At 65.5% G+C, this 24,195-nt stretch carries 20 protein-coding genes and 1 pseudogene; 15 read left to right on the top strand and 6 right to left on the bottom strand.

Annotated elements, in window-relative coordinates; genetic code table 11:
* The first annotated feature begins 28 nt into the window (after positions 1-28).
* From ACV22W_RS12430 to ACV22W_RS12410, 5 genes are all read left to right on the top strand, one after another.
* On the top strand, positions 29-535 hold the full coding sequence (locus ACV22W_RS12430; RefSeq protein ID WP_448019498.1) for a sugar dehydrogenase complex small subunit: 507 nt from the start codon (positions 29-31) through the stop codon (positions 533-535).
* Positions 535-2,154, top strand: a complete 1,620-nt coding sequence (locus ACV22W_RS12425) for a GMC family oxidoreductase (protein ID WP_448019496.1) — start codon at positions 535-537, stop codon at positions 2,152-2,154. The genes ACV22W_RS12430 and ACV22W_RS12425 overlap by 1 nt, the downstream gene beginning before the upstream one ends.
* A 2-nt stretch (positions 2,155-2,156) precedes the next feature.
* Positions 2,157-3,434 carry a c-type cytochrome gene (locus ACV22W_RS12420; protein ID WP_448019494.1) on the top strand — a complete coding sequence of 426 codons (1,278 nt, stop codon included), beginning with the start codon at positions 2,157-2,159 and terminating at the stop codon, positions 3,432-3,434.
* A gap of 168 nt (positions 3,435-3,602) precedes the next feature.
* Complete coding sequence (locus ACV22W_RS12415) at positions 3,603-4,022, top strand: DoxX family protein (protein WP_059533874.1); 420 nt, start codon at positions 3,603-3,605, stop codon at positions 4,020-4,022.
* Positions 4,023-4,085: 63 nt separating this feature from the next.
* Positions 4,086-5,189 (top strand): porin, encoded by a 1,104-nt coding sequence (locus ACV22W_RS12410; RefSeq protein WP_448019493.1) that lies wholly within the window; start codon positions 4,086-4,088, stop codon positions 5,187-5,189.
* Between the two features lie 195 nt (positions 5,190-5,384).
* Here ACV22W_RS12410 and ACV22W_RS12405 read toward each other — a convergent pair whose 3' ends face one another.
* Both ACV22W_RS12405 and ACV22W_RS12400 read right to left on the bottom strand, forming a co-directional pair.
* A complete protein-coding gene (locus ACV22W_RS12405) occupies positions 5,385-6,704 on the bottom strand; it encodes an MFS transporter (protein ID WP_448019491.1) in 1,320 nt (439 codons plus the stop codon).
* Between the two features lie 43 nt (positions 6,705-6,747).
* The gene (locus ACV22W_RS12400; protein ID WP_448019489.1) at positions 6,748-7,932 is read right to left on the bottom strand and encodes a M20 aminoacylase family protein; all 1,185 of its coding nucleotides are present in this window, start codon (positions 7,930-7,932) and stop codon (positions 6,748-6,750) included.
* Positions 7,933-8,113: 181 nt separating this feature from the next.
* On the opposite strand from ACV22W_RS12400, the gene ACV22W_RS12395 reads away from it, so the two are divergent.
* The 4 genes and pseudogenes from ACV22W_RS12395 to ACV22W_RS12380 all read left to right on the top strand — a co-directional run bounded on the left by ACV22W_RS12395 (position 8,114) and on the right by ACV22W_RS12380 (position 12,342).
* A complete protein-coding gene (locus ACV22W_RS12395; protein WP_059819254.1) occupies positions 8,114-9,016 on the top strand; it encodes a LysR substrate-binding domain-containing protein in 903 nt (300 codons plus the stop codon).
* Between the two features lie 177 nt (positions 9,017-9,193).
* Entirely contained in the window at positions 9,194-9,514 is a 321-nt protein-coding gene (ppnP, locus tag ACV22W_RS12390) for a pyrimidine/purine nucleoside phosphorylase (protein ID WP_448019488.1), read from the top strand.
* Between the two features lie 209 nt (positions 9,515-9,723).
* A complete protein-coding gene (locus tag ACV22W_RS12385) occupies positions 9,724-10,749 on the top strand; it encodes an IS110 family transposase (RefSeq protein ID WP_448019486.1) in 1,026 nt (341 codons plus the stop codon).
* Between the two features lie 271 nt (positions 10,750-11,020).
* Positions 11,021-12,342: pseudogene (locus tag ACV22W_RS12380) on the top strand (IS4 family transposase).
* 64 nt (positions 12,343-12,406) lie between these two features.
* On the opposite strand, the gene ACV22W_RS12375 reads toward ACV22W_RS12380, so the two are convergent.
* Positions 12,407-12,739 carry a hypothetical protein gene (locus tag ACV22W_RS12375; protein ID WP_448019484.1) on the bottom strand — a complete coding sequence of 111 codons (333 nt, stop codon included), beginning with the start codon at positions 12,737-12,739 and terminating at the stop codon, positions 12,407-12,409.
* 542 nt (positions 12,740-13,281) lie between these two features.
* Here ACV22W_RS12375 and ACV22W_RS12370 point away from each other — a divergent pair.
* A complete protein-coding gene (locus ACV22W_RS12370) occupies positions 13,282-14,604 on the top strand; it encodes an integrase (protein WP_448019483.1) in 1,323 nt (440 codons plus the stop codon).
* Positions 14,605-14,797: 193 nt separating this feature from the next.
* Here the strand turns inward: ACV22W_RS12370 and ACV22W_RS12365 are convergent, their stop codons facing one another.
* The 3 genes from ACV22W_RS12365 to ACV22W_RS12355 all read right to left on the bottom strand — a co-directional run bounded on the left by ACV22W_RS12365 (position 14,798) and on the right by ACV22W_RS12355 (position 18,308).
* Entirely contained in the window at positions 14,798-16,585 is a 1,788-nt protein-coding gene (locus ACV22W_RS12365) for a chloride channel protein (protein WP_448019481.1), read from the bottom strand.
* 30 nt (positions 16,586-16,615) lie between these two features.
* Entirely contained in the window at positions 16,616-17,029 is a 414-nt protein-coding gene (locus ACV22W_RS12360; protein ID WP_448019479.1) for a MarR family winged helix-turn-helix transcriptional regulator, read from the bottom strand.
* 103 nt (positions 17,030-17,132) lie between these two features.
* Positions 17,133-18,308: an HPP family protein gene (locus ACV22W_RS12355; RefSeq protein ID WP_448019477.1), complete on the bottom strand. Its 1,176-nt coding sequence runs from the start codon at positions 18,306-18,308 to the stop codon at positions 17,133-17,135.
* A 365-nt stretch (positions 18,309-18,673) separates the two neighbouring features.
* On the opposite strand from ACV22W_RS12355, the gene ACV22W_RS12350 reads away from it, so the two are divergent.
* From ACV22W_RS12350 to ACV22W_RS12330, 5 genes are all read left to right on the top strand, one after another.
* Entirely contained in the window at positions 18,674-19,642 is a 969-nt protein-coding gene (locus ACV22W_RS12350; RefSeq protein WP_448019475.1) for a LysR family transcriptional regulator, read from the top strand.
* 154 nt (positions 19,643-19,796) lie between these two features.
* Positions 19,797-20,087, top strand: coding sequence for a hypothetical protein (locus ACV22W_RS12345; RefSeq protein WP_448019724.1), 291 nt, complete (start codon positions 19,797-19,799; stop codon positions 20,085-20,087).
* 33 nt (positions 20,088-20,120) lie between these two features.
* Positions 20,121-21,029 carry a LysR substrate-binding domain-containing protein gene (locus ACV22W_RS12340; RefSeq protein WP_448019473.1) on the top strand — a complete coding sequence of 303 codons (909 nt, stop codon included), beginning with the start codon at positions 20,121-20,123 and terminating at the stop codon, positions 21,027-21,029.
* A 241-nt stretch (positions 21,030-21,270) separates the two neighbouring features.
* Positions 21,271-22,299 (top strand): TRAP transporter substrate-binding protein, encoded by a 1,029-nt coding sequence (locus ACV22W_RS12335; RefSeq protein WP_448019471.1) that lies wholly within the window; start codon positions 21,271-21,273, stop codon positions 22,297-22,299.
* Between the two features lie 3 nt (positions 22,300-22,302).
* On the top strand, positions 22,303-24,189 hold the full coding sequence (locus tag ACV22W_RS12330) for a TRAP transporter large permease (protein WP_448019470.1): 1,887 nt from the start codon (positions 22,303-22,305) through the stop codon (positions 24,187-24,189).
* Positions 24,190-24,195 lie beyond the last annotated feature (6 nt).

Genomic DNA, 24,195 nt, shown 5'->3' with positions numbered 1-24,195 from the left:
CCGAATCCGGTGTTCGAGAGAAGGAAACATGCACAACGACAACACCCCCCACTCGCGTCGCGATCGCGACGCAGCCGCAACTGGCATCACGCGGCGTCAATGGCTGCAGGGCGCACTGGCGCTGACGGCGGCAGGCCTCACCGGCTCGCTGGCGTTGCGGGCCCTGGCCGATAATCCCGGCTCCGCGCCGCTCGATACATTCATGACGCTCTCCGAAGCACTGACAGGCAAGAAAGGGCTGAGCCGCGTGCTCGGCGACCGCTTCCTGCAGGCCTTGCAGAGGGGCTCGTTCAAGACCGCCGACGGTCTGTCGCAACTCGCGGGCGCGCTCGCGTCCGGTTCATTGAATCCCGATCAGCAGGCCTCCGCGCTATCGATTCTCGAAGCGTGGTATCTCGGCATCGTCGACAACGTCGTGATTACTTACGAAGAAGCGTTAATGTTCAGCGTCGTGTCCGATACGCTCGTGATTCCTTCGTATTGCCCCAACAAACCCGGCTTCTGGGCCGAAAAACCGATCGAGAGGCAAGCCTGATGGCCGATACCGATACGCAAAAAGCCGACGTCGTGGTCGTCGGGTCCGGTGTCGCAGGCGCGATCGTCGCGCATCAGCTCGCGATGGCCGGCAAGTCGGTGATCCTGCTCGAGGCGGGCCCGCGCATGCCGCGCTGGGAAATCGTCGAACGCTTCCGCAACCAGCCCGACAAGACGGACTTCATGGCGCCGTACCCGTCGAGCCCATGGGCGCCGCATCCGGAATACGGCCCGCCGAACGACTACCTGGTCCTGAAGGGCGAGCACAAGTTCAACTCGCAGTACATCCGCGCGGTGGGCGGCACGACGTGGCACTGGGCCGCGTCGGCGTGGCGCTTCATCCCGAACGACTTCAAGATGAAGACCGTATACGGCGTCGGCCGCGACTGGCCGATCCAGTACGACGACCTCGAGCATTATTACCAGCGCGCGGAGGAAGAGCTCGGCGTGTGGGGCCCCGGCCCCGAGGAAGATCTGTACTCGCCGCGCAAGCAGCCGTACCCGATGCCGCCGCTGCCGTTGTCGTTCAACGAGCAGACGATCAAGAGCGCGCTCAACGGCCATGACCCGAAGTTCCACGTGGTGACCGAGCCGGTCGCGCGCAACAGCCGTCCGTACGACGGCCGGCCAACCTGTTGCGGAAACAACAACTGCATGCCGATCTGCCCGATCGGTGCGATGTACAACGGCATCGTGCACGTCGAGAAGGCCGAGCAGGCCGGCGCGAAGCTGATCGACAGCGCCGTGGTCTACAAGCTCGAGACGGGGCCGGACAAGCGCATCGTCGCCGCGATCTACAAGGACAAGACGGGCGCCGACCATCGCGTCGAGGGCAAGTACTTCGTGGTCGCCGCGAACGGTATCGAGACGCCGAAGATCCTGCTGATGTCGGCGAACCGCGACTTCCCGAACGGCGTCGCGAACAGCTCCGACATGGTCGGGCGCAACCTGATGGATCATCCGGGCACGGGCGTGTCGTTCTACGCGAGCGAGAAGCTGTGGCCGGGCCGCGGCCCGCAGGAAATGACGTCGCTGATCGGTTTCCGCGACGGCCCGTTCCGTGCGACCGAAGCCGCGAAGAAGATCCACCTGTCGAACATGTCGCGCATCAACCAGGAGACGCAGAAGATCTTCAAGGCCGGCAAGCTGATGAAGGCCGACGAGATCGACGCGCAGATCCGCGATCGTTCGGCCCGCTACGTGCAGTTCGACTGCTTCCACGAAATCCTGCCGCAGCCCGAGAACCGCATCGTGCCGAGCAAGACGGCCACCGACGCGATCGGCATTCCGCGCCCGGAAATCACCTATGCGATCGACGACTACGTCAAGCGCGGCGCCGTGCACACGCGCGAAGTCTATGCGACCGCGGCGCAGGTGCTGGGCGGCACGGACGTCGTGTTCAACGACGAGTTCGCGCCGAACAACCACATCACGGGCGCGACGATCATGGGCGCGGATGCGCGCGACTCGGTCGTCGACAAGGACTGCCGCACGTTCGACCATCCGAACCTGTTCATCTCGAGCAGCTCGACGATGCCGACCGTCGGTACGGTGAACGTGACGCTGACGATCGCGGCGCTGGCGCTGCGGATGTCGGACACGCTGAAGAAGGAAGTCTGACCGTGCGGAAATCTACTCTCACCTTCCTCCTCGCCGGCTGCCTCGCGCTGCCGGGCCTCGTGCGCGCGGCCGACTCGGCCGATCCCGCGCAGATCAAGCGCGGCGAATATCTGGCGGTCGCGGGCGACTGCATGGCCTGCCACACCGCAAAGGGCGGCAAGCCGTTCGCCGGCGGCCTCGGGATGCCGGTGCCTATGCTCGGCAAGATCTATACGAGCAACATCACGCCCGACCCGGACACCGGCATCGGCAACTGGACGTTCGACGACTTCGAGCGCGCCGTGCGTCACGGCGTGTCGAAGAACGGCGGCAACCTGTATCCGGCGATGCCGTACGTGTCGTACGCGAAGATCAACGACGACGACGTGCAGGCGCTGTATGCGTATTTCATGCACGGTGTCGAACCGGTCAAGCAGACGCCACCGAAGAACGAGATTCCCGCACTGCTGAGCATGCGCTGGCCGCTGAAGATCTGGAACTGGCTGTTCCTGAAGGACGGCGCGTACCAGCCGAAGCCGGCGCAGAGCGCCGAGTGGAACCGCGGCGCGTATCTGGTGCAGGGCCTCGCGCACTGCAGCACGTGTCACACGCCGCGCGGCATCGCAATGCAGGAGAAGTCGCTCGACGAGACGGGCGGCAGCTTCCTGTCGGGTTCGGTGCTGGCGGGCTGGGACGGCTACAACATCACGTCCGACCCGAACGCGGGGATCGGCGGCTGGACGCAGCAGCAGCTCGTCCAGTACCTGCGCACCGGCAGCGTGCCGGGTGTCGCGCAGGCGGCCGGCCCGATGGCCGAGGCGGTCGAGCACAGCTTCTCGAAGATGACCGACGCCGACATCGGCGCGATCGCGACGTATATCCGCACGGTGCCGGCCGTCGCCAGCGGCGACGCGAAGCAGTCGCGCTCGTCGTGGGGCAAGCCGGCGGAAGACGGCCTGAAGCTGCGCGGCGTGGCGCTCGCAGCGTCGGGCATCGATCCGGCGCGGCTGTATCTCGGCAACTGCGCGACGTGCCACCAGATGCAGGGCAAGGGCACGCCGGACGGCTATTACCCGTCGCTGTTCCACAACTCGACGGTGGGTGCGTCGAATCCGGCGAACCTGGTGCAGGTGATCCTGAACGGCGTGCAGCGCAAGGCCGGCAGCGAGGACGTCGGGATGCCCGCGTTCCGCAACGAGCTGTCGGATGCGCAGATCGCCGCGCTGGCGAACTACCTGACCGGCCAGTTCGGCAATCCGGCCGCGAAGGTGACCGAGCAGGACGTCGCGAAGGCGCGTTGACGCCAGGCGGCACGAAGTGGAGCAACACTGACGAGAGGAGGAGCACAGCACATCGGGCGGACCCCGATGCCGGTTGTTGCAGAGCGGGGTGGGCGGCTGGCGGTCGCCCGCCCCGATTCACAGGCAATCCGGTGCGCGCGTTCGCGTACCGCTTTCGTTGATCACACCATGACACCGAATCAACCGTTTCTCGCGTCCCAGCGCGATGTGCTGCTGCTGCTGTCCCGAATCCTGCTCGTGATCCTGTTCGTGATGTTCGGCTGGAAGAAGATCGTCGACTTCTCCGGCACGATCGCGTTCATGGGAAGCGAGGGTGCGCCCGCGCCGATCGTTTCGGCGGCCATCTCAGTCGTGATGGAGCTGTTCGCCGGCATCGCGATTCTCGTCGGTTTCCAGACGCGGCCACTCGCGCTGCTGCTTGCGCTATATACGATCGGCACCGGCTTCATCGGCCATCACTACTGGACGATGTCGGGCGGCGAGCAGATCGACAACATGATTCATTTCTACAAGAACATCGCGATCTCGGGCGGCTTGCTCGCGCTTTGCGCGGCGGGCCCCGGGCGTTTTTCGATCGATCGCGGGTGAACGGACCGCCGGCGCGTGCATGGGGCGCGTGCCGGACGGTCGAGACTCCGAGGGGGCATCATTTTGCGACTCAAACATTTCGCATGGCTGATCGTGGCCGCCACGCCGGCGGCCGCTTTCGCACAGACGAGCGTGACGCTGTACGGCCGTATCGACGGCGGCGTCGAGTACCTGAATCACATCGCGACGCCCAACGGCAGCTCGACGCGCTGGAGCGCGGAGGGCGGCGACTGGGGCACCAGCATGTTCGGCCTGAAAGGCGTCGAGGATCTCGGCGGCGGGATGTCGACGGTCTTCAACCTGGAAACCGCGTTCCAGGTGATGAACGGCACGACGGGCGGCGGACGCATGTGGTCGCGCCGCGCGTATGTCGGATTGAAGAGCGACACGTGGGGCCAGCTGCAGGCCGGCCGCAACCTGTTCATCGACAGCGACGGCGTGTGGGAATTCGATCCGTTCGTGCAGCAGGCGTTTTCGTCCGCATCGCTCGTGCGCGGCCGCAACTGGCAGCAGAGCAGCAACAACATCGAATATCACAGCCCGGTGATCGGCGGCTTCGACGTGCAGGCGCAATATGCGTTCGGCAACCAGTCGCGCGGCTTCAACTACGGAGCGGCCGACGACTTCGGCCGCTCGGACGGGATCATGATCTCGTATCACTCTCCGGTGCTCGACGTGCGCGGCATCTACGACGAGCTGCGCGACAACAACGGCAAGTTCAGCAACATCTTCACCGCGTCGCGCGAGTATTTCGTCGGCGCGAACGTGAAGGTGTCGAAGTTCAAGATCCAGGGCGCCTATACGCACTACCAGGCGCCGGACAGCCCGGCGGGCGTCGCCGATCGCGCCGATCACTACTGGCTCGGCGCGACCTACACGGCAACCCCGCAGTGGGCCGTGACGGGCGGCGGGTACTACGTGAAGGTCGGTGATGGCGGCGGCGATGCGTCGCACGATCCGTCGGGGCACGCGATCATGTACGTGCTCGGTACGACGTACAACCTGTCGAAGCGCACGTTCCTGTACGGGACGGTCGCGTACGTGCGCAACGGCGGCAACTCGAATTTCTCGCTGCTCGCGTCACCGCGCGACGCGACGTCGGGCACGAGCCCGCTGACGGGCGAGTCGCAGACGGGCGCGTATGTGGGGATGATGCATACGTTCTGAGCGGGGCGTAGCGCACGCATGGCACGGGTGACGGTGGCCCGTGCCTTGCTGCGTTTACGGCGACGGACGGGCCTCCGGCGCTGCTGGCTCATGCGAGCGGTGTCGATCGGGCAAAAGGAAAGACCCCGCCGAAACCGGCGGGGTCAGTGGATCGACGACGTTGCGGCCGCGCACGTGCCGCGCATCGACCGTCAGTCAGTCGAGGAGCTTGCCGGCCTTCTCGTCCATGCAACGAATGGCGAGCAGCGTCAACACGCCACAGCCGATCGCATACCATGCGGGCGCGTTCGGATTGCCGGTCGCCGCGATCAGCCAGGTCACGAAGAACTGCGCGAAGCCGCCGAAGATCGCGACGCCGACGCTGTAGACGAGTGCGCCGCCGGTCGCCCGCACCGCACGCGGGAACAGCTCGCCGAGCATCGCACCGGTCGCGCCGATGTTGATCGCGTGCACGACCGAGAGCGCGGCGATGATCGACAGCAGCGACGTAGCGCCCGGCCATCGGTTCAGCGCGATGAACGCGGGGTAGATCGCGGCCATCAGCACGATGCGCGTCCACCAGACGATCCGGTTGCGCCCGTAGACGTCGGACAGGTGACCGCCGATCGGTGTCACGAGCATCAGGATCGCGCCCGCGACGCAGCCGGCCGTCATGGACAGCCAGGTCGGCAGGTGCAGCACCTGCACGCCGTAGATCGCCATGTAGAACACGATGATGTAGTGGATCGACGTGCCGCCGATCGTCACGCCGAGGCCCGCGAACACGGCTTTGCCGTGGTGGCGCAGCACGTCGGCGAGCGGCAGTGACGCGACCGGTTCGTCGTGCGCGGCGGCCGGGCTGGCGGCTGGCACTTCCTCGACGGTGCGGCGCAACCAGTAACCGAGCGGCACGAACAGCGTGCCGATGATGAACGGCACGCGCCAGCCCCAGCTTTCGAGCTGCGCGGCATTGAGCGTCGACGTGAGCGCAACGCCGGTGAGCGCCCCGGCGAGCGCGGCAAGCCCCTGGCTCGAGAACTGGAACGACGCGTAGAAGCCACGGCGGTGCTGTGGTGCCTGTTCGAGCAGCAGCGTCGTCGACGCGCCGACTTCGCCGCCCGATGCGAACCCCTGCAGCAGCCGTGCGAGCACGAGCAGCAGCGGCGCGGCGATGCCGACCTGCGCGAAGGTCGGCGCGACCGCGATCGTTGCCGTGCCGAGCGCCATCAGCAGCAGCGTCAGGATCATCGCCTTCTTGCGGCCGGCGCGGTCGGCGTACATGCCGATCACGAGCCCGCCGAGCGGACGCGTGACGAAGCCGACGCCGAAGCTCGCGACCGCGAGCATCAGTTGCCCGAACGACGAGTGGACTGGAAAGAACAGCTTGCCGATCAGGATTGCGAAGAAACTGTAGACCGTGAAGTCGTAGAATTCGAGCGCGTTGCCGACCGCGGCGGCCGCGATCAGGCGGCGTTTCTTCGCGGCGGCGCGGGCATCGGCCGGCGAGCCGGCGAACGAAAGGGCAGACGTTTCCATGGGGTTCCCCTGCTAAAGCGCGGAACTGCGTGATGAAGGGCCGTCAGGCCGTGAGCCAGGCTTCGGCGACGCGAACCCAGTAGCTCGCGCCAATCGCGAGAATGTCGTCATTGAAGTCGTAGCCTGGGTTGTGCACCATGCAGCCGCCCTTGCTGCCGACCCCGTTGCCGATGAACGCATAGCAGCCGGGGCGCGCCTCGAGCATGAACGCGAAGTCCTCGCTGCCCATCAGCGGCGCGGCTTCGGTCTCGACACGCTCGGCACCGAGCATCCGGCGTGCGATGTCGGCCGCGAACGCGGTCGGTTCGGGATGATTGACGAGCACCGGATAGCCGTAGTCGTAATCCACGTCCGCGGCGACGCCGAAGCTTTCCGCCTGGCCTTTCGCGAGCGCTTCGATGCGGCGGGCGAGCAGCGCTCGCACGTCGGCGTTCAGCGCGCGCACCGACAGTTTCATCACGACGGTTTCCGGAATGATGTTGAACGTCTCGCCGGCCTGCACGCTGCCGACCGTGATCACGGCCGCATGCTGCGCATCGACCTCGCGTGCGACGATCGTCTGCAGCGCGACCATGATGCTGCCCGCGGCCGACATCGGATCGCGCGCGAAGTGCGGCATCGCGCCGTGACCGCCAACGCCGCGCAGCGTGATCGTCACGCGGTCGGCCGACGCCATCGCGGCGCCGGTGCGGAATGCCATGTCGCCGGCGGCGCGGCCCGGCATGTTGTGGATCGCGAAGATCGCGTCGCACGGGAAGCGGTCGAACAGGCCGTCGTCCATCATCGCTTTCGCGCCGCCGAAATTCTCCTCGGCCGGCTGGAAGATCAGGTTCAGCGTGCCGGAGAACTGGCGCGTCGCGGCCAGGTGCCGTGCCGCGCACAGCAGCATCGCGGTGTGGCCGTCGTGACCGCATGCATGCATCTTGTTCGCATGGCGGCTCGCGTAGGGCAGGCCGGTGGCCTCGGCGAGCGGCAGCGCGTCCATGTCGGCGCGCAGGCCGACGGTGCGCGTGCCTTGTCCTTCGCGCAGCACGCCGACGACGCCCGTCTTGCCGATGCCGCGATGCACGTCGTAGCCCCAGCCAGTGAGCAGTTCGGCGACGAGATCGCTCGTCAGCGTTTCCTCGAACGCGAGTTCCGGGTGCGCATGGATGCGGCGGCGCACTTCGATGAGGTCGGGGGCGATCGCGGCGATGCCGGGGATGACGGGGTTCGCGGCTTGCAGCATGGGGTCTCCTGTGGGGGCCGGTGGACGTTTGACGCACATATGACGTGCAAGCATATAAATTTCTTTTGCGCACCAGAAGCTGCTAAATTGCTTTGGTGCACACCACCGGTTGCCGCTCGGGAATACCCTGAGCCTGCATGCGCCGCGCTGCACGGGGTTTCCACGAATCACGCATGCCGCCATGAAATACCATCAGCTGAAAGCGTTCGTCACCGTCGCGGACGAAGGGAGCATCCGCGCGGCCGCGCGGCGCCTGAACGTGTCGCCGGCGGCGTTGACGAAGGCGGTCAAGGAACTGGAGATAGCGCTCGGCGTGTCGCTCGTCGTGCGCACCGCGCGCGGCGTGCAGCTCACGGCGTTCGGCCAGCAACTGCAGGTGCGCGCGCGGCTGATCGTCGCCGAGATGCAGCGTGCGCGCGACGACATCGAGCAGGCGCAGGGCGCGATGACGGGCTCGGTCGCGGCGGCGATCACGCCGGCTGCCGCGGTGACGATCCTGCCCGACGCATTTCGCGCGTTCCGGCGGCGCTTTCCGGTCGCGCGCGTCAGTCTGATCGAAGGGTTTCCGGGCGTCGCGCTGCCGCGCCTGCACGACGGCTCGCTCGATTTCGCGGTGGCCGTCGTCGTGCCCGAACTGCTGGCGGCCGAGTTCGATCACGCGGAACTCTACGCGAGCCGATCATTGATCGTCGCGCGCAAGGGGCATCCGCTCGCGTCGGCCACGTCGCTCGCCGATCTCGTCGAGGCCGACTGGCTGATGAATCCGTCGCCGGAAAGCTCGACCCAGGTGCTGTTCAACTCGTTCATCGCATACGGGCTGCCGGTGCCGCAGCGGGTCGTCGAATGCCCGAGCTTCGGCCTCGCGCACAGCCTGATGACGGGCTGCGACCTGATCGCGTCGATGCCCGAACAGCTGCTGCAAGGGGAGTGGGCGCGCGACCAGCTGGCCGTGCTGCCGATCCGCGAGCGGCTGCCCGGTGTGTCCGTGCAGGTCGTCACGCGCCGCGACAGTCCGCTCACGCCGGCCGCGGCAATGCTGCTCGACTGCCTGCGCGATTCCGCGCGACGAAAGGGGCTGCGATGAGCTGCTGCATGGGGGCCACGCAATGCCTCGAGTAGTGGTCCTGATTATTGATTGCATGCCTCCGGTCAGTCCCGCGCGCGGCGCGCCCGCCGCGAGCCGGTATCATAGCGGCCGGCCTGCCACCCCGGCCGGCTTCCGACAACACGCCATCCGGCATCCAGCAATCAGAGGCAACACATGACCAGTGCAACCCAATTCGACAACGTATCGGTCGTCAAGCGCGCGAACGTCTATTTCGACGGCAAGTGCGTGTCGCATACCGTGCTTTTCCCGGACGGCACGCGCAAGACGCTCGGCGTGATCCTGCCGTGCGCGCTCAACTTCGGCACGGACGCGCCCGAATTGATGGAAGTGCAGGCCGGCAAGTGTCGCGTGAAGCCCGACGGCAGCAGCGAATGGCAAACCTACGGCGCTGGCGAATCGTTCTCGGTCCCCGGCAAGAGCCGCTTCGACATCGAGGTGCTCGAGACGCTCGACTACGTCTGCAGCTACCTGTAAGCGCGCAAACATGGTCGCGGCGCGTGCGCGCGGCCCGTGCGCCCAAATAGAAAAGCCCGCTTGCGCGGTAATGCCGTTCAGTTAAGAACTGAACGGCATTTTTGTTTTTAGGGTTGGAGTTGTAAACAGAGCGGCAAGCTGTAATGGGATGGTCACCCCCACCTCTCAGCGAGTAGGCTGCTGAGAACTTTCCCCGGGAGGTCGTTGCCATGGACAGCGTCACAATGATTGGAATTGATTTGGGCAAGCATTCTTTCCACCTGCATGGACAGGATCGTGCTGGCAAAGCCGTGCTTCGCAAGAAAGTCTCACGCAAACAGCTACTCGAGTTTTTTGCGACGTTCCACTCTTGTACTGTCGTGATGGAGGCCTGCGCAGGTGCGCATTGGATGGCGCGCAAGCTCAGCGAGTTGGGACACACCGTCAAGCTGATCTCTCCGCAATTCGTGCGCCCGTTCGTCAAGAGCAACAAGAACGACTTCGTTGATGCCGAGGCTATATGCGAAGCAGCGTCTCGACCATCGATGCGATTCGTGACGCCAAAGACGGAATCGCAGCAAACACTTTCCGCGCTCCATCGAGTTCGCCAGGCTCTGGTGCGCGATCGGGTATGCACGACCAACCAGATGCATGGATTCCTGCTTGAGTTCGGAATCAGCCTCCCCGTCGGCCACGCCGTCGTAAGGCGCCTGCCTGCAGTACTGGCCGAGTATCGGCTGCCGCCGCGTCTCGTCGCGATCCTTGATCGATTGCATGAGCACTTCAAATATCTTTGTGAGCAGATTCGCGATATCGAGAAAGAACTCGAGCGACAACTCGCCGATGACTCCCTTGGTGGGCGTCTGATGACGATTCCCGGCATTGGAACGATCACTGCCAGTCTACTTGCCTCGGAGCTCGGTGATGGTAAGCAATACCGATGCAGCCGTGATTTCGCCGCTGCGGTCGGGCTGGTGCCAAGGCAATACAGTACTGGTGGGAAGTCAAACCTGCTCGGAATTTCCAAGAGAGGTGACAGGAATATTCGCCACTTGCTGGTCCAGTGTGCTCGAGCATTTATGCTCCGACTGGACAAGCAGTCGGGCCGTATGGCCGACTGGGTCCGCTCGCTGCTTGCGCGACGACATTCCAGCGTGGTCGCTTGTGCCCTAGCGAGCAAGCTTGCCCGAATCGCATGGGCGATCGTGAGCCACAACACTGTATTCGAGCAACGAGCGACCGTCACGGCTGCATGACGAGATCTCATCATTCTGTTACCGAGTCAACTCATCTGGTTTTGCGACTGCTGATTATTGATGACGTGAACGGCAAACCGGCCTGGCGGACACCCTGAAAGGTTAACGAGCTTCCCGAAGCTGCAGCTGTTATCAGGACCGCCCGGCGCGATTCTCATCGTGGCGCGAGGAGCATTCCTCACAACGACGCCGGATAGATTGGTGCAAAGCCACCACACATCAACGTCAGCGTTGCAAAAACGGGGGTGACCATAGATTAACTTGGTCAGCGATGCTGAACGACCACCTGACCTTTCTGCTGGATGCAGCACCTGCCGACCTGAGTCGGCTCGGCGAGCATCTGCCACATAACTGGATCGAACAGGCCATCGAAGCGACGGGCACGGCCAGCATTCGCCGGCGGCGCTTACCAGCCGAGCAGGTGGTATGGCTGGTCATCGCGCTGGCAATCTACCGACACTGCTCTATCAGCGAGGTAGTCGATAGCCTCGATCTGGTCTTGCCCAACGAGGCCTCATTCGTCAGCAAGAGCGCCGTCGCTCAAGCGCGGCAGAGGCTCGGCGATGCGCCCATGGCCTGGCTATTTGAACGCACCGCTCAAGCCTGGTGCCAGCAAGATGGTGCGCGCCACGCCTTCAAAGGGTTGAGCTTGTGGGCCATGGATGGCACCACGCTGCGCACTCCGGACAGCCCCGCCAATCGTGAGCACTTCGGCGCTCAGGGCTATGCCAGCGGTAAGGTGGCCAGCTACCCGCAGGTGCGGGCCGTGACGCTGACCTCGATTCCGACCCATCTCGTCGCCAACATCGCCTTCGGCCGTTACGACACGAATGAGATGCTCTATGCCAAGCAACTGCTGGAGCAGATCCCGGATCACTCGTTGACGGTATTCGACAAGGGCTTTCTGTGCGCCGAAATTCTGTGCGGCCTGAGTTCGGGTGAGCGCAATCGCCACTTCCTGATTCCGGCCAAGTCCAATACACGTTGGGAGGTGATATCGGGCAAGCCTGACGATGCCTTGGTGCGCATGCGCGTGTCACCACAAGCACGGAAGAAGTGCCCTGAATTGCCCGACTGGTGGACGGCTCGCGCGATCCGCGTGCTGGATGCAGCAGGCCGCGAGCGGGTGCTGCTGACTTCACTGACTGACCGCCGCCGCTTCAAGATGGCCGATCTGGACGCCTGCTATGAGCGCCGCTGGCAGGTTGAAACCAGCTACCGCGAGCTCAAGCAATCCATGCTCGGGCGCGAGCTGACGCTGCGCAGCCGAACGGTTGAAGGCATTTACCAGGAAATCTGGGGGGCATTGATCGCCTATAACCTGATTCGCCGCGAGATGGCCTGCGCGGCCTTTGAGGCCAAATGCGAACGACCGAACTGAGCTTCATTCGGTCGTTCCATCTCATCCAGCACGAGATGATGTGGGCCGCACGCACACCTGCCTTTGCCAAACTGCCCGCCGTTCTCAAGCGACTTCGCGAGCACCTCAAGCTACTCATCAATGTAAAACGGCCCGATCGCAAATGCGATCGGGCCGTCAAGTCCCGTCCTGCTCGCTATCCCGATCGATATCTTCGGAAAAACCTTAACTGAACGGCATTACCGCCGAAGCGGGGCTTGTTGCATGCGGGCGGCGCAATGCCGCCGGCAGCAGTGCTTACAGGCAGGCGTTGATGTCGCCGGCGGCAGCCGCGTCGCCGCGCACGGCGACCCACGTCTTCACGCCCGGCTTCGACGACGGACGAACCATCGCGGCCGCGCCGTTCGGCGGTTGCTGGCCCGGTGCGTAGACATCGGTTGCGAGGCCGTTGGCGAGCACGTTCTGCGAGATGACCTGTTGTTGCGACTTGTCGGCCCAGGTCTTGGCGATGCACGCCGAGACTTCTGGGGCGGCTTTCTGGCTTTGTCCCACGTTCTGCATGGCCGGATCGGCCGCATGAGCAGAAATTGCCACGGTCAATGCGATGAGCGGTAAGTATTTCACGTTCACGTTTTATCTCCCTCGAGTCGTGATTGATTGAGTGGGATGCGCAGCAGAACTGCGTGCTTGTGAGATTGCATCGGACAAATGCGGTTCCGGCGATTCCGAAACAAGTTGTTAACGCACTTGCCAAACGGCAATCCGGATGCTGTGCATTCTGCCGCGCGGCGGCATGCGTCGTGCGTGGTCCGTATGGAGACGCGGCGACGACGTCATGCGTCGTGAGGTCGGCTCGCTGCCCTGACGTGTGGCGGATTGACGGTCGCGGCGTGCTGCATGTGTCTGCATGTCATGCCGCGACGCTTCTTTATTGGATGACGATGTGGAACGGCTGAATGATGGCCCCGTCGCATGAGCACCATGATGACAAACTTTCGTCCAATCAATTGTCAACGAAGTTTAAACGCCGATGCGAGCGCTCCAATGGAACATGAGCCTGGGCGGGGGGCTGCGCTGGCTCTTGCGTAGCGCCTTTGGCGCGTTTCCAATGCAAATGAGCCTGTTGTTGGCCCGACACGTATGAGTTGACCGACGTCGGAGCACCGGGATGGATGATCATTTACCGGATGATCATCAGTTTGAACGAATCGCAAATCCGCGCCCTGGACCAAGTGCGCGCCGTCCTCGACTGCACACAGACGCTCGACTTTGCACCCGCCGCGTGCCCTCACGAACGTCGCGAATGGGTCGCGTCCGTGCTACGGCGCTTTCGCTACGACCAGCTCAAGCGAGCTCACCGGGGGCTCGTGCTGCGCTATCTGCGACGCTTTAGCGGCTTCAGCCGCGCTCACATGACACGGCTGGTACAACGCTGGGTGCAAGGGCAAAGGCTCGCATGGCTGAAGGGCTCCCCCGAGAATGCCTTCGCCTGCCGCTATACCGATGAGGACATCTTCACGCTCGCCGAGACCGAGCGCGAGTACGGCAGGCTTTCCGGCCCGGCGATGGTCATCGTGCTGCGCCGGATGTATCAGGTCTACAACGATGAGCGCTACGTACGCCTGCAGCACCTTTCAGCGTCTCATCTGTACAACCTGCGACGTTCGCAGACCTATCGCCTGCATCACACGGTCTACACGAAGACTCAGACCAACCCCAGAGGCGCGGCAATCGCCGTGCGCCGGGCTCCCGCACCAGAGAACCGCCCCGGATTTATCCGCATCGACAGCGTTCATCAGGGCAACATCGAGGAACAGCGCGGCGTGTATCACATCAATGCCGTCGACTGCGTCACCCAGTGGGAAGTCGTTGCGACCGTGCCGACGCTGGAGCGAGAACACATGCTGCCGGTACTGCGCGGCATGATTGACCAGTTTCCATTCCGTGTTCTTGGCTTTCACAGCGATGGCGGTTCGGAGTACATCAACCATGAGGTCGCAAAGATGCTCAAGGAACAACTCATCGAGTTCACCCGCTCACGTCCACGACGCTGTAACGACAATGCCCTGGCTGAATCCAAGAACGGCAATGTGGTACGCAGGCAATTTGGCTACGCGCACATACCGGCCGAGTGGGCCAAGCAGGTCAATGCCTTTTGCGTAGATCTGCTTAATCCGTTTTTGAACATGCACCGACCCTGTCTTTTCGGCATCGAAGTTCCTGATCCCAAGAAGCCGGGCCGAACGCGACGCGCCCACCGCGCCGACGATGTGATGACGCCGCTTGAGAAGCTAGCCAGCCTGCCAAACGTGGATGATTTCCTGCGCAAGGGCATCACGCTCGATCAACTGAAGCAGCAGGCGCGCAGCCAGACGGATGTCGAAGCCGCCCGTCAGGTCCGCTTGGCGCGGGAACGCCTGATGGGCAAAGTCGCCGCCCAAACCCGGCCTCGGTACCCCGATGTATGGAGTTTGGCTCGGGCACGCAGCGCCTAGCCCGCGAAGGGGAAGCCGCTACGGGCTACGCCCTTCACGGCTTCCCCTTCGCAACCGAGACTCCCCGCACCCTAAAATGCAGCTTCCTTTAACGACCATCCAGCCTCAAGTACTCCGCTCCCGCCAGGCTCCTTTCGGTTTTGGAAAGTACTTGCGGTGGCGCGCGGCCGCCGCGCCGCGCGGGCGTTACGTGTCAGCCGGCCTTGCGTACACCTGCGTCGCGCAGGTTGACGGGTACGACCGGACGGAAGCGTTCGCGCTTCTGTTCGTCGTCGAAGTGCTGGAGCGCGGGCTTGATCAAGTCGCTGCGCGACACGATGCCGATGATGCGCAGCGATTGCGGATCGTCGACGACCGGCAGGCGTTCCAGGCCGAGCATCGCGAGCCGCGATGCGACCACGCGGCACGTTTCGTGCGACTGCGCGACGGCCGGCACGCGCTCGGCGAACGCGCTCGCGAGCACGGCGCCGGGACCGGCCTGCGCGCGCTGCGCGTCGAGCGTCGCGCGATCGACGACGCCGAGCAGGCGGCCGTTCTGCACGACCGGGTATGCACGGTGCGTCTGCTTCGCGCCGAAGTACTGCGACTCGACCGCGTCGAGCGTCGTGGCGCCGTCGATCGCGACGAGCGCGTCGGCCGGCGTCATCACTTCAGCCACGTCGTGGCGCTCGAGCGGATCGACGCCATATTCGCGATAGATGTGATACCCGCGGCGCGCGATCTTTTCCGTCATGATCGAACGCTTCATCACGACGGTCGCGAAGCCGTGCGCGACGAGCGTCGCGGCGAGCAGCGGCAGCAGTGCGTTCGCATCGTGCGTGAGGCCGAACGCGAACACGATCGCGGTCAGCGGCGCGCCGAGCGTGGCGCCGAGCGTCGCGGCCATGCAGACGAGCGGCCACAGCGCCGGATCGCCGCCGGGCAGGACCGGCGACAGCACGGTGCCGAGGCCGGCGCCGAGCATCAGCAGCGGGGCCAGCACGCCTCCCGACGTGCCGGAGCCGAGCGCGATCACCCACATCACGGCCTTCACGATCAGCAGCGCGAGCGCGATCTTCAGCGCGATGTGCTGGTGCAGCAGGTCGCCGATCACGTCGTAGCCGACGCCGAGCGCGCGCGGCTCGAGCCAGCCGCCGATGCCGATCACGATCGCGCCGAGCGCCGGCCACCACATCCAGTGCACAGGCAGCTTCGCGAAGGCGTCCTCGACGCGGTACAGCGCCGCCGACAGGCCGCACGCGAGCATGCCCGACAGCAGGCCCGCGACGATGCACGACAGCAGCGCGACGGGCGTCGGCGATGCGGTGGTCAGCGGAAACAGCGGGTCGACGCCGAAGAACACGGCGCGCGCGAAACCGGCCACCGCGCAGGCGAGCGCGACCGGCAGGAAACTGCGCGGACGCCATTCGAACAGCAGCAGTTCGACCGCGAGCAGCACGGCGGCGACCGGCGTACCGAACACGGCGGTCATGCCCGCAGCCGCACCGGCGACGAGCAGCGTCTTGCGTTCGGCCGCGGTCACGTGCACGCATTGCGCGATCAACGAGCCGAGCGCGCCGCCCGTCATGATGATCGGGCCTTCGGCACCGAACGGGCCGCCGCTGCCGATCACGACGCCGGACGACAGCGGCTTGAGGATCGCAACCTTCGGCGACATGCGGCTCTTGCCGAACAGGATCGCCTCGATCGCTTCGGGAATGCCGTGGCCGCGGATCTTCTCCGAACCGAAGCGCGCCATCAGACCGACGATCAGCCCGCCGATCACCGGCACGACGATCACCCACGCGCCGAGCGTGTTGTGGGCGGGCGAACGGTCGGCGAACGAGAACTGCTGGAAGAAGAACAGGTTCGTGAACAGGTGGATCAGGCTCAACAGCACGAATGCCGCCAGCGTGCTGAGCACGCCGATCCCGGCAGCCAGCAACGCGATCCTGGGCAGGCGTTCGTTGGTCGAGAAATCGCGTTTGTGTGGTGCGTTCATCGGAGTAGGGAAAGGTCGGTAAAGCCTGGGTCAGTAATCGATCTGCGGAACCTGGAACGTGCCCTTGAGCGATTTCAGTTCCGTGCGGTGCATGGCTGCGAGGCGGGCGAGCAGCGTCTCGCCGGCTTCCTCGAGATGGACCTCGACCTGCCGGCGATCCGCTTCGCTGGTCTTGCGCTTCACGAGCCCGAGCGCCTCGCAGCGCGTCACCAGCGCGACGACGCCGTGATGCTGCGCCTGCAGGCGTTCGGCGAGTTCGCCGATGGTGGCCCATTCGCGATGCGGGTAGCCCTTGATGTGCAGCAGGAGCAGATATTGAAGTGGCGTCACGCCTTCGCTTTGCGCGGCGCGTTCGGAGAAACGCTCGAAGCGCCGCATCTGGTAGCGGAACTCGGACAGTTGCTGGAAATCGCCTTTGGTCAGCGCGCGTCGGGTATCGGTCATTGCGGTCGGTCGGGCAGCAGTTTCGGTAACGCGAAATATATCACAACATGATATAAATGGACGATTTTCAGCGAAATGGAGCACATTTTTCTATTCGTCGGCGTTACGCGGCTTCGAGCATCCGCGTCTGCTGGTACAGGCCCGTGACGAGATCCGTCTGCGTAATGATGCCGACGAGCCGTCGCGATGCGTCGACGACCGGGATGTGGTGGTGGCCCGAATGCGTAAACAGCGGCACCAGCGCCGTGATCGGCAGGGTCTGCGGCACGGACGCGACGTCGCGGGTCATCACGGTGGCGACGCTGGGCGGCTGGCCGCCGAACGACTGCGGCAGGCGCGCGGCCAGCCGTTGCCACAGCGGGGCCGGGCGGCGCAGCTGGCGCGTGAGGTCGGCGCGCGTGACGATGCCGATCAGGCGATCGTCGCCGTCCACGACGGGCAGCGCCTTTACGCGATGGCGGTCGAGCAGTGTCAGCGCGGCCGTGACCGACGTCGACGGTGCGACTTCGATCGCATTCTTCGTCATCAGGTCGGCGCACGTGAGCTGGCCGAACGTGCGCGCATACGCCTGCATCTCCGTCTCGCGCAGCAGCATTTCGAGGTCGTCCGGATCGACGTCGAGCCATTCGCCACGGCGCTTCAGCACGGCGTCGAGATCGGCGCGCGTGAAGCCGCCGCGTGCCGGCGCGGCACTGCCGCCTTGCGGCTTCGCGTCGGGACGCACGCCACCGTGCGGATAGCGGTGGCCCGTCAGCGCGTGATACACGAGCGCGGCCGACAGCAGGATCGCCGATTGCAGCGCGATCGGCTCGACCACGAAGCCGAAGCCGAGTGAGTGGATCGCGGGGCCGCCGAGCACGGCCGTCAGCGCGACCGCGCCCGACGGCGGGTGCACGCAGCGCAGTACGAACATGCCACCGATCGCGAGGGCGACCGCAACCGCGGCGGCCGTGATCGGATCGGCGATCGACTGCGCGCAGGCGACGCCGACGGTCGCCGCCACCAGATTGCCGCCGATGATCGACCATGGCTGCGCGAGCGGACTCGCGGGCACCGCGAACAGCAACACTGCCGACGCCCCCATCGGCGCGACGAGCAGTGGCACGAGGCCCGGTACGCCGGGCAGCAGCCGCATCGTGACGCCGACCGTCGCGATGCCGACGAGCGCGCCCATGCACGAGCGCATGCGCTCGCGCCAGCCGAGCGTCATCGGATGGGGAATGAAGCTGTGCAGCCATTGGCTGAACGTGCGGCGCGACGGGCGGGAACCTGACGACATGGACGATAAGCGGTAAAAATGACGACGCGGATGACGCAGCGCAAGGAAGGCGCAGATTATATCGCGTTGTGATACAAATTGTCGCGCTGCATCAATACGTTGCAGGCGCGCGACGTGTCCGTCTTGCACGAACCTTTCATCGGATGAAAGGCTGGCGCGGCTGTGATCGCGCAAATTTGTCTGCGGCGGCGTACAATTCGGGCCACCGAATCCCCCGATATGCCACAACCACGCACGCGATGCCCGCTCTCCCGCCCGTTCCCCGGCATGGTCATCGCTTGCGCGTGGTTCGCGCGCACGCCCCGATTTCCGTCTGACGCGAGCGCCGCCGACGTTTCCCCACCGATACTCCCCAAGCCAATTCAATGGACATGCTCGAAAACATGCGCCTGTTCGTGCGCGTCGTCGAAGCCGGCAGTTTCACCGCGGTCGCCAAGGAAATCGATGCGACCACCGCGCAGGTATCGCGCGCGGTGTCGAATCTCGAAGCTCACGTACAGACGCGGCTGCTGCATCGCACGACGCGCCATCTCGGCCTCACCGAAAGCGGCGAGCGCTATTTCGAGCGTGCGAAATCGATCCTCGCCGAATTCGACTACGCGAACGCCGAGGCGCGCAACGCGCTGCTGCGGCCGAGCGGCAAGATGCGCATCCATGCGATGACGGGGCTCGGGCAGAGTCATGTCGTATCGTCGATCGTGCGCTACCAGGAAGACAACCCGGACGTGTCGATCGAACTGACGCTCGCGCAGCGGATGCCGAACCTCGTCGAGGAAGGCTACGACGTGTCGATCGTGACCGCGTCACAACTGCCCGATTCCGGCTACGTCGCGCAGACTTGCGGAACGAGTTGCAGCGTGCTGGTTGCATCGCGCGAATACCTGGCGCGGCATGGCACGCCGACGACACCCGATGATCTGCCGAACCACGTGTGCCTGCGCCTCGATACGCCCGCATCGCCGGCCAGCGAGTGGCGGCTAGAGCGCGGCGACGACGAGGAGACGGTGTACGAGCTGCAGCCGGCGCCGTTCCAGGTCAACGTGCCGGATGCGTTGTGCGTCGCTGTGCGGGCAGGGCGCGGCATCGCGTGCGTCGCGCTGTACACCGTGCTCGACGACATCCGCGAAGGGCGGCTGATTCGCGTGCTGCCAGAGTACCGGCTGCAGACGGTCAGCGTGTATGCCGTCTATGCGACGCGCCGCTATCTCGACGCGAAGATCCGCACCTTCCTCGATCATCTGCGCACGACGCTCACGCCGGCGTTGGAGAACGACCTGCGCGAACTCGACCGGCTCGCGGTCGCGCCGACGCCGGACAGCCGCCAGCGCGCGTGATGCCGCCGCCGGGCGTCATGCGTGCGGCATGACGCGAATCCGTTCGAAGCGGCCGGCGAGCCACGCGTAGGCGGCGACGCCGATCAGCCCGTGCGCGGCGACGACCACAGCGCGCCCGCGAACGAGCCCGTGTGTCTCCAGCGCGATCAGGACGGTGTTCGACGCCGCGTTCGAGTTCGAGCAGCGCGGCCGGCACGTGCGGTTCGCCTGCAAACTCGTCGAGGCCCGCGCCGGCGATCGTGCCGTTCGCGAGCACGCGCACGCGCTGCTTCGTCGACGAGCTGTCGCGCGCGACTTTGATCAGGAATCCTTGGTGGCCGAGCGCGGCGAGCACGTTGCCGTGATTGGCCGATGTCACGAGCACGAGCACGTCGCTATCGCAATGTTCGCGCGAGCCGCGCATCAGGTGCAACCGAGTATGGGAATCGTATCGATATCGGTCTAACATCGGGAGGCTATCGATTGATTCAAGATTTGGATGATTGAACTGAACCAGCTTCGTTGCTTCGTCGCGGTGGCCGAGGAATTGCATTTCGGTCGTGCGGCCAGACGGCTCTTCATGACGCAGCCGCCGCTCAGCCGGCAGATCCAGTTGCTCGAACATGCGCTCGGCATCGCGCTGCTCGAACGCAGCAGCCGGCAGGTCAGACTGACCGCGGCCGGCGAGCGCTTCCTGCGCGATGCACGGCACATCCTCGAGTTTTCCGCGCGGGCCGAGCAGGCCGCGCAGCGCGTCGCGCACGGCGGGGCTGGCCGCATCACGCTCGGCTTCACGGCCGTCAGCGCATACCGGATGATTCCGGAACTGCTCGCGCACGCGGCGCACGCGCTGCCGGACGTCGACGTCGAGCTGCGCGAAATGGTGTCGACCGTGCAGATCGACGCGCTCGCGTCGCGCATGCTCGACGCGGGCTTCGTGCGCCAGCGCGCGGCGCGCCATCCGCTCGAATACCGGCTCGTGCAGCGCGAGCCGATGCTCGTCGCGGTCGCGCAGGGCGCGCCGCTGGCCGCGTACGAGCAGATCGGCCCGGACGAACTCGACCGTCAGCCTTTCATCGCGTATTCGCCGAACGAGGGCAAATACTTCCACGACATGATCTCGGGGATGTTCGCCAGCGCGGGGCGTTTGCCGAACTACCTGCATTACGTCGGGCAGACGCATACGATCCTCGGCCTGGTGCGTGCCGGGCTGGGTGCCGCGCTGGTGCCGGCGTCGGCGCGCGAGCTGCATGTCGACGGCGTGGTGTTCCGGCCGCTCGCGGGCGTCGACGTCGCGGCAGAGCTGTATCTCGCCTGGCGCGCGGACAACGACAATCCGGCCCTGCCGGTGTTCAAGGCGATGGTCGGGCAGTTTCTGACGGAAGGGGCGGACGGCGCAGTCCTCTAGAAAAAGTCAGTTGTCTGATGATATTCGCCGACACGCTCGACGCGCGTCAGGGGCCCTGAAAGGCCGAAATGCGCCGGCTCCCCGTGATGTTTCGGCCCGAAATTGCCACCAACAATCCGCTGTCCTTTCGTGCTCGTCGCGGGAAAACCCCCATTTCGTGCTCATCGGTCGTCGTATTACTGTATCGATACACTAAATCGATACAGTCGTGTCTGGAGATGCGATTGGAAAGGAGACGGCCATGACTACCTTCACCCGGCGGCGCTTTCTGCAAACGGCGTCCGCCGCCACGCTCGCGGTCGCGGGCGGCTTGCCGGAAATCGGGCGCGCGGCGCAGACCGTGACGCTGCGCTGCTCGTCGTCGATGCCTGCCGACCAGAACGCCGCGCACTACGTGTGGTACGAGCGCCTCGCGGCGAACCTGAAGGCGAGTGTCGGCGACGCGATCCGGGTCGACTACTTTCCGAACAGCCAGCTCGGCAAGGAGAGCGATGTCGCGCAGCAGGTGAAGATCGGCGCGATCGACATGATGATCGCCGGCTCGTCGATCTGGGCGACGGTCGCGCCGGAACTCGGCATGCTCGATCTCGGCTATCTGTTCGACAGCTATGCGCACGTCGCGAAGGTGCTCGACGGTCAGGTCGGCACCAGCCTGAACGCGCTGCTGCAAAAGCGCGCGGGCTGCTCCGTGCTGACGTGGGGTTCGCACTTCGGCGGGCGCTGCGTGTTCACGAAGCAGCCGGTGACGGCGCTGCAGGGCGTGAAGGGCACGAAGCTGCGCGTGCTGCCGACGCCGGCATTCATGGACACCTTCAAGGTGATGGGCGCGGTGCCGACGCCGATTCCGTTCGGCGAGCTGTACATGGCCGTGCAGACGGGCGTCGTCGACGGGCTCGAGCACGATCCGGCCACCGTGCTCGCGAGCCGCTTCGACGAGATCGTCAAGTCGTGCTGGCAATCGCACCACGTGTTCGCGGCGATGACCGTCGTGATGGGGCGGCGCGCGCTCGAGCGGATTCCGGCGAACCTGCGCCCGGCGTTCGACCGCGCAGTGGCCGACGCGACCGCGCAGCAGCGCGCGATCGCGACGCAGAAGGCCGAGCAGGCGGAGGCGGCGCTGAAGCAGCACGGGATGACGTTTCATCCGATGGCGGATGCCGAGCGCGCGGCGCTGCGGCAGGCGATGCACGACCGCCTCTACATGGCATTCGCGAAGCAGTATCCGGCTACCGCGCCGCTGTTTCCGGCGATCGCCGCCGCGCGGGGTTGAGCGATGGATACCGGTTCCGTTTCGAGCGTCGTGCCGGCCGTCGCCCCAGGCCGTCCCGTGCGCGCCGCCGCTCGTGCGCTGGAGGCGGCGATGCGCTGGATCGAATACGTGTCGGCCGCGGTGCTGGCCGCCGACGTGCTGGTCGTATTCGTATCGGTCGTTTTTCGCTATTTCCTGCACGATCCGGTCGACTGGGCCGAGGAGGTCGCGAGCGCGCTGATGATCGTGCTGGTGTTCTTCGGCGCGGCGACGGTGCTCGGCCGCAGCCAGCACGTCGGCATCGACCTGTTCCGCGGCTGGCTGCCGGCGCGCTGGCAGGGCGCGCTCGTGCAGATCGGGCACTGGATCGTCGCGGCGGTGTCGCTGAACCTGCTGGCGTCGTCGTGGCAGTTGCTCGGCGACTCGTACGATCAGTTGACGACCGGCGGCCTGCCGGGCTGGATCAACGTGTATCCGATGATGTTCGGCGCGCTGTTCATGAGCGTGTTCGCGCTCGCGAACGCGCTGAACGCGCCGCGCCGCCGCGTGCTCGGCACGCTGGCCTGCTGCGCGGTGCTCGCGGGTGCCGTGTGCGGCTGGAACGCGCTGCGGCCCGAACACGCGATCGCGCCGGGGGCGCTGCTGGTCGCCGGCTTCGTCGGCGGGCTCGTGCTGGGCGTGCCGATCGGCTTCGTGCTCGCGTTTTCGGCATTGCTGTACTTCCTCGCCGATCCGACGCTGCCGTTGCTCGTCTACTCGCAGCAGGTGATGGCCGGCGCCGATCACTTCGTGCTGCTCGCCGTGCCGTTCTTCGTGCTGGCCGGCTTGCTGATGGAGTCGAACGGGATGTCCGCGCGGCTCGTCGAATTGTTGCTGCGGATTTTCGGGCGCGTGCGCGGCGGGCTCGGGCTGATCGTGATCTTCGCGACGGCGTGCTTTTCCGGCGTGTCGGGTTCGAAGCTGGCCGACATCGCGGCGGTGGGCGGCGTCGTGATGCCGGCCGTGCGCCGCGCGCGGCAGGATCCCGACGAAACCGCGGCGCTGCTCGCGTGCAGCGCGGTGATGGCCGAGACGATCCCACCGTGCGTGAACATGATCATCATGGGCTTCGTCGCGAACATCTCGATCGCGGGGCTGTTCGTCGCGGGGATCGTGCCGGCGGCCGTGCTCGCCGTGTCGCTGGCGGTCGTGACCGTGATCTGCGGACGCCGGATCGACGTCGACGCGGTGTTCATCGAACGCCGCGCGTGGCTGCCGCTCGCGGGCGGTGCGCTCGTCGCGCTGATCATGGTCGCGATGATCGGCAAGGGCGTGACCTCGGGCATCGCGACGTCGACGGAAGTCTCGGCATTCGCGGTGGTCTATGCGCTGGTGGTCGGCTGGGCGGCGTTCCGCGAGCTGACCTGGCGCTCGGTCGGCCGCGTGTTCGTCCGTGCGGCGTCGATGGCGAGCGGTATCCTGTTCATCGTCGCGGCGGCGTCGAGCGTGTCGTTCGCGCTGTCGATCGAGCAGATTCCGGCGCTCGTCTCGGGCACAATGACGGCGTTTGCCCATCAGTACGGCTCGACCGCGTTCCTGTTGCTGGCGGCGTTGCTGATGATCGTGTTCGGCGCCGTGCTCGAAGGCGCGCCCGCGCTGATCATCTTCGGGCCGCTCCTCGCGCCGATCGCGCTGCAGCTCGGCATCAACCCGCTGCATTTCGGCACGGTCGTGGTGGTGGCGATGGGGCTCGGCTTGTTCGCGCCGCCCGTCGGGCTCGGGCTGTTCACGACCTGCGCGATCACGGGGACCGAGGTCGCGCGCGTGGCGCGGCCGATGGTGAAATACCTGCTGGTGCTGTCGGTCGCCCTCGTGGCGCTGATCTTCGCACCGGCGTTTTCGTTGTGGCTGCCGGCCCGTTTCGGCCTGTAGCCCGTT

The organism is Burkholderia sp. AW49-1 (genome assembly GCF_053427845.1).
This window is presented reverse-complemented; position numbering and strand designations above follow the sequence as displayed.

What these genes read in the sequence shown, in the direction of transcription:
- ACV22W_RS12385 (WP_448019486.1), top strand. Translation starts at nt 9,724, where the DNA reads ATGGACAGCGTCACAATGATTGGAATTGATTTGGGCAAGCATTCTTTC.
- ACV22W_RS12340 (WP_448019473.1), top strand. Translation starts at nt 20,121, where the DNA reads ATGATTGAACTGAACCAGCTTCGTTGCTTCGTCGCGGTGGCCGAGGAA.
- ACV22W_RS12335 (WP_448019471.1), top strand. Translation starts at nt 21,271, where the DNA reads ATGACTACCTTCACCCGGCGGCGCTTTCTGCAAACGGCGTCCGCCGCC.
- ppnP (WP_448019488.1), top strand. Translation starts at nt 9,194, where the DNA reads ATGACCAGTGCAACCCAATTCGACAACGTATCGGTCGTCAAGCGCGCG.
- ACV22W_RS12355 (WP_448019477.1), bottom strand. Translation starts at nt 18,308, where the DNA reads ATGTCGTCAGGTTCCCGCCCGTCGCGCCGCACGTTCAGCCAATGGCTG.
- ACV22W_RS12425 (WP_448019496.1), top strand. Translation starts at nt 535, where the DNA reads ATGGCCGATACCGATACGCAAAAAGCCGACGTCGTGGTCGTCGGGTCC.
- ACV22W_RS12405 (WP_448019491.1), bottom strand. Translation starts at nt 6,704, where the DNA reads ATGGAAACGTCTGCCCTTTCGTTCGCCGGCTCGCCGGCCGATGCCCGC.
- ACV22W_RS12370 (WP_448019483.1), top strand. Translation starts at nt 13,282, where the DNA reads ATGATCATTTACCGGATGATCATCAGTTTGAACGAATCGCAAATCCGC.
- ACV22W_RS12395 (WP_059819254.1), top strand. Translation starts at nt 8,114, where the DNA reads ATGAAATACCATCAGCTGAAAGCGTTCGTCACCGTCGCGGACGAAGGG.
- ACV22W_RS12430 (WP_448019498.1), top strand. Translation starts at nt 29, where the DNA reads ATGCACAACGACAACACCCCCCACTCGCGTCGCGATCGCGACGCAGCC.
- ACV22W_RS12350 (WP_448019475.1), top strand. Translation starts at nt 18,674, where the DNA reads ATGGACATGCTCGAAAACATGCGCCTGTTCGTGCGCGTCGTCGAAGCC.
- ACV22W_RS12415 (WP_059533874.1), top strand. Translation starts at nt 3,603, where the DNA reads ATGACACCGAATCAACCGTTTCTCGCGTCCCAGCGCGATGTGCTGCTG.
- ACV22W_RS12365 (WP_448019481.1), bottom strand. Translation starts at nt 16,585, where the DNA reads ATGAACGCACCACACAAACGCGATTTCTCGACCAACGAACGCCTGCCC.
- ACV22W_RS12360 (WP_448019479.1), bottom strand. Translation starts at nt 17,029, where the DNA reads ATGACCGATACCCGACGCGCGCTGACCAAAGGCGATTTCCAGCAACTG.
- ACV22W_RS12400 (WP_448019489.1), bottom strand. Translation starts at nt 7,932, where the DNA reads ATGCTGCAAGCCGCGAACCCCGTCATCCCCGGCATCGCCGCGATCGCC.
- ACV22W_RS12330 (WP_448019470.1), top strand. Translation starts at nt 22,303, where the DNA reads ATGGATACCGGTTCCGTTTCGAGCGTCGTGCCGGCCGTCGCCCCAGGC.